At 62.2% G+C, this 14,163-nt stretch carries 14 protein-coding genes and 3 pseudogenes; 7 read left to right on the forward strand and 10 right to left on the reverse strand.

Annotated elements, in window-relative coordinates; translation table 11 throughout:
• Complete coding sequence (locus tag ACQUQO_RS09445; RefSeq protein WP_435077734.1) at positions 1–306, reverse strand: hypothetical protein; 306 nt, start codon at positions 304–306, stop codon at positions 1–3.
• 423 nt (positions 307–729) lie between these two features.
• Between ACQUQO_RS09445 and ACQUQO_RS09450 the strand changes: the two genes are divergently transcribed.
• The gene (locus ACQUQO_RS09450; protein ID WP_435077735.1) at positions 730–1,836 is read left to right on the forward strand and encodes a mandelate racemase/muconate lactonizing enzyme family protein; all 1,107 of its coding nucleotides are present in this window, start codon (positions 730–732) and stop codon (positions 1,834–1,836) included.
• Between the two features lie 288 nt (positions 1,837–2,124).
• Here ACQUQO_RS09450 and ACQUQO_RS09455 read toward each other — a convergent pair.
• Positions 2,125–2,563, reverse strand: a pseudogene (locus ACQUQO_RS09455) (hypothetical protein).
• Positions 2,564–2,985: 422 nt separating this feature from the next.
• On the opposite strand from ACQUQO_RS09455, the pseudogene ACQUQO_RS09460 reads away from it, so the two are divergent.
• Together ACQUQO_RS09460 and ACQUQO_RS09465 are read left to right on the forward strand one after the other, a co-directional pair.
• Positions 2,986–3,171: pseudogene (locus tag ACQUQO_RS09460) on the forward strand (helix-turn-helix domain-containing protein); the annotation flags it as partial.
• Positions 3,172–3,177: 6 nt separating this feature from the next.
• Positions 3,178–3,576 (forward strand): annotated as a pseudogene (locus tag ACQUQO_RS09465) (MMPL family transporter); the annotation flags it as partial.
• Between the two features lie 510 nt (positions 3,577–4,086).
• Here the strand turns inward: ACQUQO_RS09465 and ACQUQO_RS09470 are convergent.
• The 6 genes from ACQUQO_RS09470 to ACQUQO_RS09495 all read right to left on the reverse strand — a co-directional run bounded on the left by ACQUQO_RS09470 (position 4,087) and on the right by ACQUQO_RS09495 (position 9,783).
• Positions 4,087–4,992, reverse strand: coding sequence for a serine/threonine-protein kinase RIO2 (locus ACQUQO_RS09470; protein WP_435077737.1), 906 nt, complete (start codon positions 4,990–4,992; stop codon positions 4,087–4,089).
• A 248-nt stretch (positions 4,993–5,240) separates the two neighbouring features.
• Positions 5,241–6,647, reverse strand: a complete 1,407-nt coding sequence (locus ACQUQO_RS09475; RefSeq protein ID WP_435077738.1) for an FAD-dependent oxidoreductase — start codon at positions 6,645–6,647, stop codon at positions 5,241–5,243.
• A 126-nt stretch (positions 6,648–6,773) separates the two neighbouring features.
• Positions 6,774–7,496 carry a DUF2270 domain-containing protein gene (locus ACQUQO_RS09480; RefSeq protein WP_435077739.1) on the reverse strand — a complete coding sequence of 241 codons (723 nt, stop codon included), beginning with the start codon at positions 7,494–7,496 and terminating at the stop codon, positions 6,774–6,776.
• A gap of 128 nt (positions 7,497–7,624) precedes the next feature.
• Entirely contained in the window at positions 7,625–8,089 is a 465-nt protein-coding gene (locus ACQUQO_RS09485; RefSeq protein ID WP_435077740.1) for a DUF6691 family protein, read from the reverse strand.
• Positions 8,086–8,595, reverse strand: coding sequence for a YeeE/YedE family protein (locus ACQUQO_RS09490; protein ID WP_435077741.1), 510 nt, complete (start codon positions 8,593–8,595; stop codon positions 8,086–8,088). The genes ACQUQO_RS09485 and ACQUQO_RS09490 overlap by 4 nt, the downstream gene beginning before the upstream one ends.
• A complete protein-coding gene (locus ACQUQO_RS09495) occupies positions 8,596–9,783 on the reverse strand; it encodes an MBL fold metallo-hydrolase (protein ID WP_435077742.1) in 1,188 nt (395 codons plus the stop codon).
• Between the two features lie 202 nt (positions 9,784–9,985).
• On the opposite strand from ACQUQO_RS09495, the gene ACQUQO_RS09500 reads away from it, so the two are divergent.
• Together ACQUQO_RS09500 and ACQUQO_RS09505 are read left to right on the forward strand one after the other, a co-directional pair.
• A complete protein-coding gene (locus tag ACQUQO_RS09500) occupies positions 9,986–10,243 on the forward strand; it encodes a sulfurtransferase TusA family protein (RefSeq protein WP_435077743.1) in 258 nt (85 codons plus the stop codon).
• A 52-nt stretch (positions 10,244–10,295) separates the two neighbouring features.
• Positions 10,296–10,868, forward strand: coding sequence for a DsrE/DsrF/DrsH-like family protein (locus ACQUQO_RS09505; protein ID WP_435077744.1), 573 nt, complete (start codon positions 10,296–10,298; stop codon positions 10,866–10,868).
• Between the two features lie 47 nt (positions 10,869–10,915).
• Here ACQUQO_RS09505 and ACQUQO_RS09510 read toward each other — a convergent pair whose 3' ends face one another.
• Positions 10,916–11,836, reverse strand: a complete 921-nt coding sequence (locus ACQUQO_RS09510) for a cytochrome c biogenesis CcdA family protein (RefSeq protein WP_435077745.1) — start codon at positions 11,834–11,836, stop codon at positions 10,916–10,918.
• A gap of 203 nt (positions 11,837–12,039) precedes the next feature.
• Here ACQUQO_RS09510 and ACQUQO_RS09515 point away from each other — a divergent pair, with 203 nt between their 5' ends.
• Complete coding sequence (locus ACQUQO_RS09515; RefSeq protein WP_435077746.1) at positions 12,040–12,627, forward strand: YIP1 family protein; 588 nt, start codon at positions 12,040–12,042, stop codon at positions 12,625–12,627.
• On the opposite strand, the gene ACQUQO_RS09520 is transcribed toward ACQUQO_RS09515, so the two are convergent.
• Positions 12,628–13,848: a sulfite oxidase gene (locus ACQUQO_RS09520; RefSeq protein ID WP_435077747.1), complete on the reverse strand. Its 1,221-nt coding sequence runs from the start codon at positions 13,846–13,848 to the stop codon at positions 12,628–12,630.
• Positions 13,849–13,928: 80 nt separating this feature from the next.
• On the opposite strand from ACQUQO_RS09520, the gene ACQUQO_RS09525 reads away from it, so the two are divergent.
• Positions 13,929–14,147: a hypothetical protein gene (locus ACQUQO_RS09525; RefSeq protein WP_435077748.1), complete on the forward strand. Its 219-nt coding sequence runs from the start codon at positions 13,929–13,931 to the stop codon at positions 14,145–14,147.
• Positions 14,148–14,163: the final 16 nt, after the last annotated feature.

Below are 14,163 nucleotides of genomic sequence, written 5' to 3' on the forward strand. Positions count from 1 at the left end.
CTAGCCGAACTCAGACGGCGCACTCTCCCGATTTATCGCATCTCGACCGTCACCGTGCCACGCACGTCGCGCGAGGTCTGGGTCCCACGACGCGGCGAGAGCGATTGACGACGGGAACGCGGTCGCGGATTCGCCCTCCGCGCGGACGCCGAGCGGACCGTCGACCAACCGAAGCGGCGGGATATCGAGACGCTCTATCGGCGAGATATAGCCGGTCGCCATGCTATCGGGGTCGGCCGTGCCGTGGATGAGCTGGAGCTTTTCATCGAGCGTCAGTTCGGTCAGAAGCGACGCGACACGCGTCACGGTTGCCTCCGGAAAGCGGTCATATTTGACAACCGTCAGTGGTTGCTGGTGATGTATTTTCGGGGATGGTACTGATCACTTTGATTTGATTATCGCCAAGAATCGATGCATAGCCCTCAATATACCCGCTTTCGTAGGCGGGAGTAGTGACGGAAAGAGGAGAAATTCGAACTCGACGGTGGCATACAGAAAACCCTCCAGTACAGCGAAGCGATTCAGACCACGACCGAAAACGCACAGTACATCGATACCGGGTTCGAATACTGACGGAGGTCGGCTAGGTCGTTTTATCTCTCGGTCTATCCGCGTAATTCAGATTGTCGAATTGGTTCCATTATTTTGTCGAGCATGAAGAATATACTTTCCTGATGTCATATGAGCGAAATAGTAATGATTATCTACACGTCGCATACACGGTCGTCCATGGAAATAACTGGCGTCACCCAGTACCACCTCGCCCACGACCTCGACGGGAGCTTCGACCCGACGTGGGTGCCGGGCTACCCGCAGGGCAGCCACGAGTGCGAACTGTTCGAAATCGAAACCGACGCGGGCATCACCGGCATCACGGCCAGCCCGAGCATTCCGGCCGGTATCACCTACGACGATACGCTCAGACTGCTCCTGCTCGGCGAGGACCCGCACGACGTCGCCCACATCCGCCGGAAGCTCGCCTCGCTCGACCTCCTCAGCGCGCGGCCGTGGCACATCGAGGTCGGGCTGTGGGACATCATCGGTAAGGACGCCGGCAAACCGATTCACGAGTTGCTCGGGACCACCAGCCACGAAATTCCAGCCTACGCGAGCACCGGCGAGGTCCAGCCGGCCGACGAGCGCATCGCCTACATCGAAGACCGACTCGACGAGGGGTTCGAGGCGGTCAAACTCCGCATCACCTCGAAGGAAGACGTCGACATCGTTCGGCAGGTGCGTAAGGCGTTCCCCGACCTCACGCTGATGGTCGACGCAAACAAGGGCTGGGCGATACGCGCCATCGAGGAGGAAGAGCAGTGGTCGTTCGCCGAGGCGCTCGCGGTCGCGCGCGCGACCTCGAAGGACTCGACATCGCGTGGCTCGAAGAGCCGCTGCCGCGCCACGACTACCGGGGGTACGCCCGCCTGCGCGACTGCACCGACGTTCCCATCGCCGGCGGGGAGTTCAACGACGGACCACACGAGGTCCGTCGTTGAACTCCTGCACCACGACGCGGTGGACGTGCTCCAGCCCGACGCGATGCTCGCCACCGGGATTCAGGAAGGCGCGGCAATCGCGGCGAGCGCGCGCGATCAGGGTGTCAAGTTCGTGCCGCACACGTGGACCAACGGCGTCGGCTTCGCCGCAAACCTCCACGTGATGACCGCCGCGCGCTCTGGGTGGTGTGAGTTCCCGATGGAACCGCCGTTGACGCCCGACGCCCGCGACTTCCTCCTCACCGAGACGCTCGACCACGACGAGGGCACGGTTACGGCTCCCGACGGACCCGGACTGGGGATAGAGCTGGACCGGAGCGTCGTGGACGAGGCGGAGTAACGGCGACGGGCAACTGACCACCGGTCTGAGCCGTGGACCTCTCGCTGCTGTTCATACCGCTCGATGCACCGGTTCTGGAGAACACGTACTGGTCATCTCCGCCGGCGAAAGCTTGCCCATACCCGCTGTTCGGCGGATAATCTTGTTCTGTCTTTTCATCCACGACGTCCACGCCAGCACTCGTTGACCATCTGTTCCCGAACTACCGTTTGCGAAATTTCCAGAACCCGGCGAGATCACCGGTGCCACCGAAATGACAGAACGCAACTGTGATTTCGTGCGAGTTGGTTAGAGAAGCCCAGCGACGACGAGTAGTGCTATCGAGACCGCACTCGCTCCGAGAAACCACGGTCGCGCTTTCGTTGCCACCGCTACCGCTGACTGCTCCGGTTGGGTGCTGGTCAACCGACGAAAGCCGAAGAAAAGCACGACTGCGAGGGCGAGCCACAGACCGACCATCGCCAGTACGAGATTCCCTCGGCCGGTCGACTGGGGCGTTTCAGCGGTATAGAGTGTCCCTGCGAGATGCCCGCCGCTGAACAATAACAGGAGGACTGAACCGACCGTGAAATACCAGAACCGTCGTGCGATGAGAATCAGCCCTTCCGTACTCAGCAACTCGCTGCGTGCTGCCGGGATAACAGCACCTGCAACTACGAGTGTGGCCACCCGTCCACAGCGCAGCGAAGACCGTGTGGATAATGGTTACATTGAGCATACTCGTCATCGACGAACCCTCGTATGCAGCGGTGTGTCCATCGTACTGGCTTTGCTCGGTCGGGATGCTGCGCCGACTTCGACCCCACGCCCAGCGTCTCGCGGCTCAACTCGGGTGATGGCCCCGTGTGTCATCAGCGTCGTATTCGACGCTGGAGGATAAACATCGATGGGGGCGTCCCGGATCGGGGGACTACCATCCGTCGACGAGCAGGAATCGCACGGCGGTTGGAATCGGGCTATTCCAGCTATCTGGGAACGACCGAGACCCCTATACCCTTTCCGCCGAAAGAATCAAGTACGACATGAGTTCCGTCGACTCCGGAAACAAAACCACAGTATACAGCATCTGAGATGAGCGAGCAACACAGTGGGTCGAATCGATTATCACTGATCCCGCCGAACACTGGCTCGACTGACTCAGCTACCGAAATGGCCCGATTGTCGTCCGACGAATCCGACGGACCCGCTCTCCCGCCAGTGTTGCAATCGCTCGACGACAGTACCTGTCGAGAGATTCTCACTCGGCTAAACGAGCCGAAATCGGCAAGCGACCTGCGTGAGGACTGTGGTCTCTCTACCTCGACGGTGTATCGGAAACTCGAACTGCTCCGCGAATCGGCGCTCGTTCCCGTCGTCATCGCGCTTGCATGGTTGCTTGGGACGATGGCAGTGCTCGACATCCCGTTCAACAGCGAAACCGTCGTCATCACGAGTCTGGCGATCGGTCTGGGCGTGGATTACAGCATCCACGTCAGCGAACGGTTCGTCGACGAACGCGCTCGTCACGACTCGCTCGCGGACACACTGTCGACAGCACTCACGGGAACCGGCGGTGCGTTGCTTGGCAGTGCGGTGACGACCGCGTCCGGTTTCGGAGTGCTCGCACTGGCGCTGTCGCCGCCGCTCCAGCGGTTCGGTATCGTGACCGGACTGAGCATCGTCTACGCGTTCGTCGCGTGCATGACGGTGCTCCCGTGTTTGCTCGTGATTCGGGAGCGCTTGCTTACCCGACTGGCATAAGCTCTAGATAGTTTTATATTTGTCATTCTCCTTCCCCCGAAACGCCGCCTCGGTAGCGAGACTTGGACGAATGGAGTTCTCACGCACGATAGGTAGAGAAACTACTGCTGTGATTTAAATTTCACGAAATTCTTTACATGATAGATATATCTGGCCGGCCTCGGATAGTGCTTAGTTTCATCTCATTTGTAAGCGCGGTGCGCTGGGTAATGATTACCATGAAACAATCGCTGAAATATAATACTTCTCCATTCTCATAAAATTGACTAAAATCCTGGAGCGGCCATGCGTGGAGTATTCATAAAACTGATCAAGAGTCTAGGGAGACCGTGTGAGAATCGTGGGATGAACTGTAATCGATAAAACGTAATCAGCAATGACTGACTGCTGAAGATTCTGAGACATCAACTCGCTCTCTCGATCTATAAGCAGATGGGTGGTTTGTAGCAATCCATCCTCCGAGTCTCTGGGGCAGCGGCAGCTGGCAGGTTCTATATCGTGAGATGAAGTTTATCGATGCCTCTTCAGCGACTCGAACGTTCCATCGATGATGGCGGCGGCTATCCGTTCGGCATCGACCGCCGGCATGGCGCTCGGATGTTTTTGAGTGAAGTAGCCGAGCAGGTTCTCGATATCGCGTTCGAGGAACTCGATTGCGTTCGCGTGGTCGGTGGGGACGGCTTGAGGCCAGTCGAAGACGGTCACGCCGTCGCTGGCGACGAAGACGTTGTACTCGCTCATGTCGGCGTGGACGTAGCCCGCCTCGAAGGCCGCCGCGACCTCCTGAAGAACGAGGTCACAGACCCCAACCACTTGCTCGGCGTCGAGTGTTGCCGTCGAGAGTTCGACGCCAGCGAGTTTCTCCATGACGACCGCATGCCGGTTCTGGTCGACGGGCCGAGGGACCGAGACGTCGGGATAGAGCGTTTCGAGCGCGTCGTATTCGCGCTCGGCGGCCTTGCGAGCGGTGTACATCCACGAGACGTGCTCGCGGTCGGCGGTGTACTCGCGCTCGCGCATCACTTCTCTGAAATTGGTGTACCCCTCACGGTGAAACTTGAGCGCGAAGGGCGTGTAGGAGGCGACCTCGTAGACGTCGCTCTCTTTGCCGACGCCGAGCGGCGCGCCCATTCCCTCGATGGTGCCGCGCTCGGCGAAGGTATGCAGGGCGAGCGCGTCGTATCCCTCGAAGGTGAGTTTGTAGCCCTCGTACTGGATGGTTCGGCGTTCGAGCAGCCCCCGGTCGGCACAGCGGTCGAGACGATAGTCGACGTTTTCGGGTGTGAGGTCGGCGAACTCGGGCAGTTTCCCCCGGTTGACCCACTCGCTGAAGCGCATCCCCTGCTCGACGCCCGAGAGGAGATAGAAGTCCTCGGGGTCGAGGGCGGCCATCTCGCTTGCGATGTTGCGCACCATCGCTTGCCCTATGCTCGCCCCGGATAAAAGCGCCGCGCGGTCCGTTGATAAACACCATATTGCGATAGACAATTCCCTCCCTTGAAGGTCCCATTCTCGGCGGTCCTCGCCGACTGAGCACCAGACGCACATCGGCAGCGAGTCGCATTCAGCCCACGCATCTCTCATCAACGAGAACGGTCACCGTTCGCCGGTTTCGTTGTAGAGTGAGTCATCACCCGCTGTTCTGGGATATCGACACTACCCTGTCAGCGCTTCCCGTCGAGTACCTTCGCCGCGGTCAGCACGGGGTCCCACGTCGTGTTGAACGGCGGCGCGTACGCGAGGTCGTAGTTCGACAGTTTGCCGAGCGTGACCCCCTCCGTAACCGCGCCAACGAGCGCGTGGCTCCGGTGGACGGCTCCCTCGCCGTACTCGGAGACGAGGCTCCCACCCAAGACGCGTCCGGACTCGCGGTCGGCCGTGAGCGTCACCCTGACTGTGCCGCCCTCCGGGTAGTAGCCGGCGCGCGACTTCGTGTCGATGGTCTCGGTGATGGGGTCGAAGCCAGCACGGCGGGCCTCCCTACCGTCGAGAACACCAGTACGGGCGGCTTCGACCTCGAAGGCCTTGACCGCCGCCGTCCCCGCGACACCGCCACCTCTCGTCGGATTCCCTGCAATCGTCCGGCCGACCGCCCGACCGTGGCGGTTGGCCGTCAGCGCGAGCGGCACATACCCGGCCTCGCCGGTGACGACGTGTTCGGCCTCCGCGCAGTCGCCCGCGGCGTACACGTCCGGCAGGTTCGTCTCTCGGTAGGCATCCGCCGCGATGGCACCGGTCTCTCCAAGCTCGATACCGGCTTCTTCGGCGATGTCCGTCCGTGGACTGACGCCGGTCCCGACGAGCACCATCTCGACGGGCGTTCGTCCCGACTCGGTGACGACCGCCTCGACCACCTCACCGCCGGCGAGTCCCTCGACTTCCGTGTTGAGGTTCACCGCGACGTTCTGTTCTGCGAGGTGGTCGCCGATTGCTTCGCTCGTCGCCTCGCTGAACGATTTCAAAATTCGGCCACCGCGCTGGAAGAGGTGCACCTCGAAGTCGTTGGCCGCGAGTGCCTCGGCCATCTCGATGCCGATGTAGCCGCCGCCGACGATTCCAACGGGACCGTTGCAGTTTTCGAGGAACTGACAGGCCGGCCCGCGGTCGGGCTGGTGGAGGTCGCCGTCGGTGCGCGCCCGCGAGACGTACTCCCGGAGGTCCCTGCCGTCGGACATCGATCCGAGCGTGTACACGCCATTCCTATCGAGACCGTCGATTGGCGGTTCGACGGCCGCAGCACCGGTCGAGACGAGTAGCTGGTCGTATGCTTGCACCACCTCGTCCTCGCCACGAGCGGTGACGGTTCGGTCGTCCGGGTCGATACTGATGACCTCGTGGTTCGTCCGGAGGTCGATGTCCCGTTGCTCGCGGAACTCCTCGGACGTGACCGAAACCAAATCGTCGAGTGACTGAATCTCGCCCTTGACGTAGTAGGGGAGTCCACAGGCCCCGTACGAGACCCACTCGCCGGCCTCGAAGACGACCACATCGAGGTCGGGGTCGTCGCGTTTGGCCTTGCTCGCTGCGGACATGCCGGCGGCGTCGCCACCGATGACGACGAACGTACTCATACGGGAGGTTCGTCGACCATCGACATATACTGTCGGTCGGACGAGTGGGCGCTCGTCGCTTTTGCCGACGACCGTCACGACGACTCGTGGTTCGGCCGTCAAAGCGTCGGTTCCACGTCGTCGAGTTCAGTCGTTGTGCCCTTCGGCGTCACTCCAGACGTCGACATCGGTGAGCCGGAGTTCGCCGTTTGCCTTCCATGTGCGTGGACGGAAGGAGACCACCGCTGCACAAACGAAGCAGGCGACGACGGCGGCGCTCACGACGAGACCGGGGACGGCCCCGATTGCGGCGCTTGCAGGCCAGTCGGTCCCCGGCATGAACGCGGTGATCCGGACCACCCACGCAGCGAGCAGGACGGCCATGAGCGGCAGGTACACACGGCGCAGCCGGTGGGCGAGCGCCTCTTCGAAGCTGATTTTAATCTTCGGCTGGCGATAGTCCTCGCTCAGTTCGCGTCGCCAGTGGGGGTCACTGATGTCCTGAGAGGCATCGAGTGCGTTCGCGAAGACGTTCTCCTGCATCAACCGCACGCGCGAGCGCCAGAGGTCGTAACCCCGGTATCGGCGGGCCTCGATCACGAGGAAGACTGTGAGCATCGCCAGCCCGATCAGCACGATGTAGTGGGGGTTGTTGCCCGTGAACGCCCACGTCAGGATGGCCGCCATGATCGTGATGGCCCAGTTGGTCGTGCGGTCTAAGCGCTCGCGCCAGAACTTCATCCGGTGGACTTCCCCGCGATAGAGGTGCGCCATCGACGAACCCGGACCCATCTCCTCTTCGAACATTCCACGGCCGATGTGGCGCTCGGTCTCTCCAGTCGGGTCGAACGAGGCAGTGTCGTCGCTCACGAGTGCTCCTCCAGTAGTGCGAGCAGTGGCAGCTGTTTGTCGTCGGCGAATCGACCGCAGTCGCGTCGTTCGTGAACTGCGTGTTGCTCGTGGTCGAGTGTAGTCATCTCTGAGTGTGGTTGAGAGCGTCAGTCACCTGGCATGGCCGTTCCAGTAGTGCCCTCTCGATAGGAGCGCCAGTAGCCCTGGGCGTATGCGCCGAGGAACATTCCAGCGATTCCGATCAGGATAGGGAAGTTTCCGATGCCGAGGCTGGCGTACGCCGAACCGGGACAAAGCCCCGAAATCCCCCATCCAACACCGAAGACCACTCCGCCGAGGAGCACGCTTCGGTCGAAGGTCTTCTCGCGCTTGCCGTACCGTTCGCCGGTGAGCGGTGCATGGCCGAGGTATCGCGTCGCGACCGTGATGGTGATTCCAGTAACGGCTGCTGCACCGCCCATCACGAACACTAGTCCCAAATCTTGTAGCTGGAGGAAATCCAGGACGATCTCGGGTTTGGCCATCCCACTGTGGGCGAGTCCGAACCCGAACAGCGCGCCACCGAGGACGACCACCGGCATGAACAGCGGGCTACGCGAGTCGACACTCATGGCGACACCCCCAATGCTTGCATCGAGAGCGCAACCCCGATTGCCGTCACCATGAACGTCCCAACGTTCGCTATGGACGTCCCGGACAGCGACGCAATCCCGTTGATTCCGTGGCCCGAGGTGCAACCCTTCCCGAGTCGGGTGCCGACGCCGACGAGTACGCCACCGACGAGCAGTCGCCACGCCTGTACGTCAGTCGTCCAGCCGCCACCGCCGAGAGTGAGCGCGTAGACGGCTGCGCCGGCGACCATACTCAGCGTGAAGACGATTCGCCAGTCACGCGAGACGAGATACTTCGCCCGGTTGAACCGCGGAATCTTCGAGACGTACGACAGCGTCGACTCGAAGAACGTGCTCGCACCCGGTGTGATTGCCGTTCCGAGGTAGATGGTCGAAACCCCCAGTCCGATGAGCACCCCACCGATGGCGTACTGGCTGATGCCACGCGGGAACAGTCCCGCGAGTGCTGTCTGTCCCAGGAGTGCCAGTTCCATTTCCCCGAACATTCAATCGTCCGTGAGCGCGTCTTGGCTGGCCGCACAGTTGTTCGGTCCCTGTTCGAGTTCGAAGGCTCTCTCGTCGCTCGTCTCGCGCTGGCCGAGATTTGTCGCGATGATCTCCTCGTAGTTGCTAGGTCGGGGCGGCATGTCCGACCGGATGAACTCGATGAACTCTTCGTGACCCATGCCGAGGGCGTCCATCGAACCCTCTAAATCGACGAGGCGTGACGTGTGGGTGCCGTTTTCGGCTTTTGCGCTGTCACTGAAGTGGCCGGGGGCAACGATAGTGTCGTCGGGCAGTTCGAGGATCGTGTTCTGGAGGGTGTCGTAGAGCTCGCTCGCGGCGTCGGCGGCTCCCTCCGCACCCTCTTCGAGGTCGGGGCGAGCGACGCTTTCGGTGAATAGACCGTCACCGGCGAACAGCACGTTATCAACCCGGTAGGACGTCATTCCGGACGTGTGGCCGGGCGTGTGGAGCACTTCGATATCGCTCTCACCGACGGTGATACTATCGCCGTTCGCGACGGTCTCGTAGTTGATATCGTACTCGACACCACGCTCGGCGGCGGGCTTCGGGACGATGGCCGTTGCTCCGAACTCCTCGGCGACGGTGCGAACGCCACTTACGTGGTCGGCGTGGACGTGCGTATCGAGTGCGTAGGTGAGCTCCGCGCCGAGTGCGCGCGCGTCCTGTTGGTACGTACCGGCAAACGCCCGCAGCGGGTCGATCACGGCGGCTTCGTTGCCGCTGACGACGAGGTAGGCGAGACAGCCCGACGAGGGGCGCTGATACTGGGCAATCGTCGCGTCGGCGTCAGTGTCGAGTTCGTGGTATTCGTAGACACCCGCCCAGCCGTTCATGCCGCGAGCGAGATGGCTCACCTCGTAACCGCGCTCTTTCAGTAGTCCTGCCACATACTCGCTGGAATCGCCCTTCGCACAGAGTACCACTATCTCCCTGTCGTCGGGAATGCCTTCGAAGATCTCCTCGTCAACGTCGCCGAGGAGGAACTCGAAGTAGGGGACGTTGTGAGCGGTGACGTTCGATCCGTCGATGTGCCACTCGTCGAATTCCTCGGCTGCACGTGTGTCAAGCAGGAATACCTCCTCGCCGCGGTCGATTCGCTCTTTCAGTCGATCGGGTTCGATGGATTCGACCTCGACATCCGGTTCGGGAAACTCCTGTTCACTCATCGCTTCCCACTACCGGACGAATTCCAATAAAGGTTTCCATAGTATAGTGCTTTCCACACACATCCATTTGGCTCAGGCTCATCGATAACCCACAGAACAACGGCTAAGCCGGGCTATCGTCCCTACCAAATTCGTGAAATGGACAATATCCACAACTCTTTTAATGTCGTGTGCTGTATTGTGGACCAGAGGCAATACAAAGATGAGTACGGAACACGATGCTGCGACGACGCTCGACGTACAGGGCGAGAACTGTCCGATGCCGGTCATCAAGACCAAGGGCGCGACCGACGAGCTTCAGCCCGATGAGGTCCTCGAAGTGTTGGCGACCGATTCCGGTAGTATGAGCGATATCAAAGGCTGGGCAGATACGACCGAGAGTGTCGAACTGGTCGACCAGATCGAAAGCGAACAGGGCGGCGAGGACGTCTACAAGCACTACGTGCGCAAGACCGAGTAATGATGACGAGCACTGCCGAATTTTCGAGGACCCGCGGTGGGGAGGGCCGGCGATGAGCACGGAGACACAGCCAACTACTGGCGAGACGATTGAAGATGCGGAGACACTCGAAGCGCGTATCGAGGAACTCGAAACCGAACTCGCCGAGGTCAAGGCCGACGAAGACAGCCAGCAGATGGTCATCATCGCTACGAAGGGGACTCTCGATATGGCCTATCCACCCCTGATTTTGGCTTCAACGGCGGCAGCCTTCGGCTGGGACGTGACGGTGTTTCACACGTTCTGGGGGCTGGAAATCCTCCATGAAGAGAATTCCCAGGAGCTGGGATTGAGTTCGGTCGGAAACCCGAACATGCCCATTCCAAATGCTGTCGCCGCGCTGCCGGGCATGGACCGAGCAACCGCGAAGATGATGGAAAAGCGAATCGCCGATAACGACGTCGCAAGCGTCGAGGAGCTTATCGAAACGTCCCTTGACAGTGGTGTCGAACTGCAGGCCTGTCAGATGACCATCGACCTGCTCGATTACGACGAATCTGACTTCTACGACGGCGTCGAGGTGGGCGTCGGCGCGGCGACGGCCTTCCAGCGGATGGCCGACGCGGAGATTCAGCTGCTCATCTAGCGCCAGGAGTCGTTTTCGCCGCGCTCGGCGGGCGCACGCCTCGGCGGTCAGAGATAGCCGAACGAGCGCAGCGTGTACCACGTGACGTACAGCCCGATGCAGACGAACGCGGCGCTGCCGACCGTCCGAGCCGGGGCGGCGTAGCGCCCGAGCGAGAGCGACCCCTCGGTGAGGCTTGCGACGACGCTCAGTCCGACCATCAGCGTGCCCATCCCGGCGGCGAAGGCCGCAAAGACCGCCAGCCCCGAGAGGAAGCTCCCGGTGAAAAACGATGAAAGCACGACGCCGAGGAACACCGGGAGGTTGCAGGCGAGGCTGCCGACGCCGTAGAGCAGGCCGAAGGTGAAGAACTCCGAGTCCGATACTTCGCCGCGCTCGGGGAGTTCGATGGCCCGCAGCGGCGAGATATTTCGGAAGTAGGCGATACCGAGCGCCACCAGCAGCGGGCCGACGAGCAGTTGGAGCGACCCGAGATACGGCCGCACCCACCGGCCGACGACGAGCACGATGCCGCCGACCAGCAGGTACAACAGAACGATGCCGAGGGTGGCAATACCGCCGACGCGAAGCCCCCTCGCCCCGCGCCGACCGGTGGCAAGAACTGACAAGCCTGTGCCGACGAACACGGCCGCCACCGGCGGGAGATAGCTCCCGGTTCCGAGTTTCGCCAGCGGGACGATGAGGTCGTAGCCCGGAAGGAGCAGTCGAATTCCCGCCGTCGCCATATAGAAGAGCGGCACAGCGCCCGCGAGAAAGAGCAGGATGCCGTTGGCGAGCAGCAGCTGTCGTGCGAAGCTTCCCGAACCGCTGCTCGCGGTGTGGCTCGTGGGAGCGGTGGTTCCGCCGTCGTGGGTGAAGTAGTAGGTCAGATACGCTGGAAGCAAGCCGACGCTACACGGCGCGAAGAACATCAACACGCCCGCCGCGTACGCCGCCGTCAGCAGCGACGGCTGGCCGATGACGACCATTCAGCGCCCCCGCTGGCTATGGGCGGCCGCCGGCGGTTCGTCACACGCGGTGGCTGCTCGCGCGCGTCGGGTCTCGGGGCGACCGAACGTCGCGGTGGGTGAGACCTGACTCACGGTCGGATGGTCGTGGTGGCGACGTAAATACGCGGCACTTCGATGCGCGCATCGAAACCGGAATAGGCGAGACGGCACGAGTATCGGTCGTGACCCAGTGGGTCGAGAATCCGACCGGCGGGCGCGACAGGGGGCCGATAGCGCTCGCGCGCGCATGGCTCGAAGTGCTGGTGCGCCCCCGGCGGTTTTTCGCCACCGGGGTCGCGCCGGGCGACCAAGCGCCCGGACTCGCGTTCGTGATGACTGTGGTCGCCATCGAGGAGGCGACCCGCTTCGCGCTCGTTCCCGGTTCCTATCCAGTGATTGCCGGCCAGCGGCTCGCCTCCGCTCTCCTTGCGCTCCTCATCGCCGTCGGGTTCATCGCGCCGCTTGCGCTCCATCTCGCGGCGGCCATCGAAACGCTCGCGCTCGTTCCGGTGGCCGACGAGCGCGCCGGCGTCAGCGAGACGGTGCAGGTCATCGCCTACGCGAGCGCGCCCTGCGTGCTCGCTGGCGTTCCGTTTCCCGCCCTCAGAATCGTCTGCACGCTGTACGGAGCAGGATTGCTCGTCGTCGGCACGAGCGAAGTCCACGGCACCGGTCTCGGGCGCGCAGCCGTTGCGGCGGCCGTTCCCGCACTCTTCGTCTTCGGCTACGCCTTTCGTGGAATCGCGGCCGCCACGGTCCTGTTGGCGTAATCAGTCGGTGATTTCGACGGTGAGACCGTTCGGTCGGTAGGCGTTCGCGGCGTAGCCACCTTCGTTCCACGGATACCGGTCGTTTTCGAGCGCGTCGAAGCCCTCCTCGGGCGTGCCGATGCGCTCGGGTTGGGTGTGTCCCCGTTCGTCGCTTGCCCGCGAGAGGAGGGTGTGCTCGCCGGGGTCGGCGTCCCAGTCGTACCGGAAGAGTCGCCACGCACCCGCGTAATCGGGACCGAACAGCTCCGCGTCGTGCCACGATGTTCCATCGTCCGTCGATACCTCGACCCGTTCGGCTCGCTCGTCGCCCGCCCACGCGACGCCCCTGATTTCGATGGTTCCCTGCGTGGGGGTGTCCTCACCCGTCGGCTGACCGATGATTGACATCACCGTTTCGTCGAAGGTGTAGGGAGCTGTCTCGCCCGATTCGAGCTGTGCCCACGTTCCGGTGGTTTCGACGGTCGCATTCTGTACTGGCTCCTCGTCGGCGGCGTGGATGCGGTAGTCCTCTTGTTGCCAGCGCGCGTGGGTGCCGGGTCGGTCGAGCGTTCCCTCACGAACCATCCCGTCCATCACGCGGAGTTCGGACAGCCATTTCACGCTGTTGACGCCGTACCAGCCCGGTACCACCAGCCGAACGGGATGACCGTGTTCGTCGGGCAGGGGCTGGCCGTTCATCCCGTAGGCGAGGATGCAGTCCTCACGTGCCTTCGAGAGCGGAATCGAACGCGCGAAGGTCTCCGCGTCGGTGCTGTCGGCACCGATTGCAGTGAGCCACTGGTCCGTTGTATCGACCCCGGCCGCCCGTAGCACCGACTGGACGGGCGTGCCGGTCCAGAAAGCGGTTCCGACGGCCTCACAGCCCCACTGGACGCTGCCGGTCTCGGGGTCGTGCTGGCCGCGCCCGTTGCCCGCACATTCCATCGTGTGAGCGACCGCGACGGTGGGACGGTCGTCGATGATATCCGCGAGCTGGAGGTCGATTTCCCGCTCGCCGTCGGCGAGCGTTATCGACCACGAGTCGACATCGCCAGTTGGAATCGGGTTGCGATGACAGACGAAATGCTCCTCGATTGGCGTCAGCCAGTTTCCAAAGGTTGCGCGGCTCGCAGCCCCCACGACCGTATAGCGGTCGGCCTCGTCGCGCGTCTCTCGCGTGCCCGGCTTGCGGTCGAGTATCGCGTCGATCTCCTCGCGTCGCTGCTCGCGCGTCTCTGCCATGCGACGGAATGGCGCGCGGTTTCCATAATCGTTTCCGTCGGATGGCCAGCAGTTAACCGTCGAGTGCTCGTAGCGCGGGTGTGCTCACCCTCGACATCACGTCGTTCATGGTCGAACTCAAAGACGGCGCGCTGAAAAACGTCGGTCCGTCGAACAAATCCGCCGAGGCGAAACTGTTCGACGTGACGAGCGCCGAGGCGCGCGAATTCGGCGATAAACGGGTAAAACTCGTCTTCGAGACCCTGCCAAGGTGTGTGTTGCTGAGTGCTGAGACAGAGCCTTTACAGACAGTTGGCTGATGTGTATCGTGGTTAG

Origin of the sequence: Halococcus sp. AFM35, from assembly GCF_051195015.1 — an archaeon.
Classification (GTDB): domain Archaea; phylum Halobacteriota; class Halobacteria; order Halobacteriales; family Halococcaceae; genus Halococcus.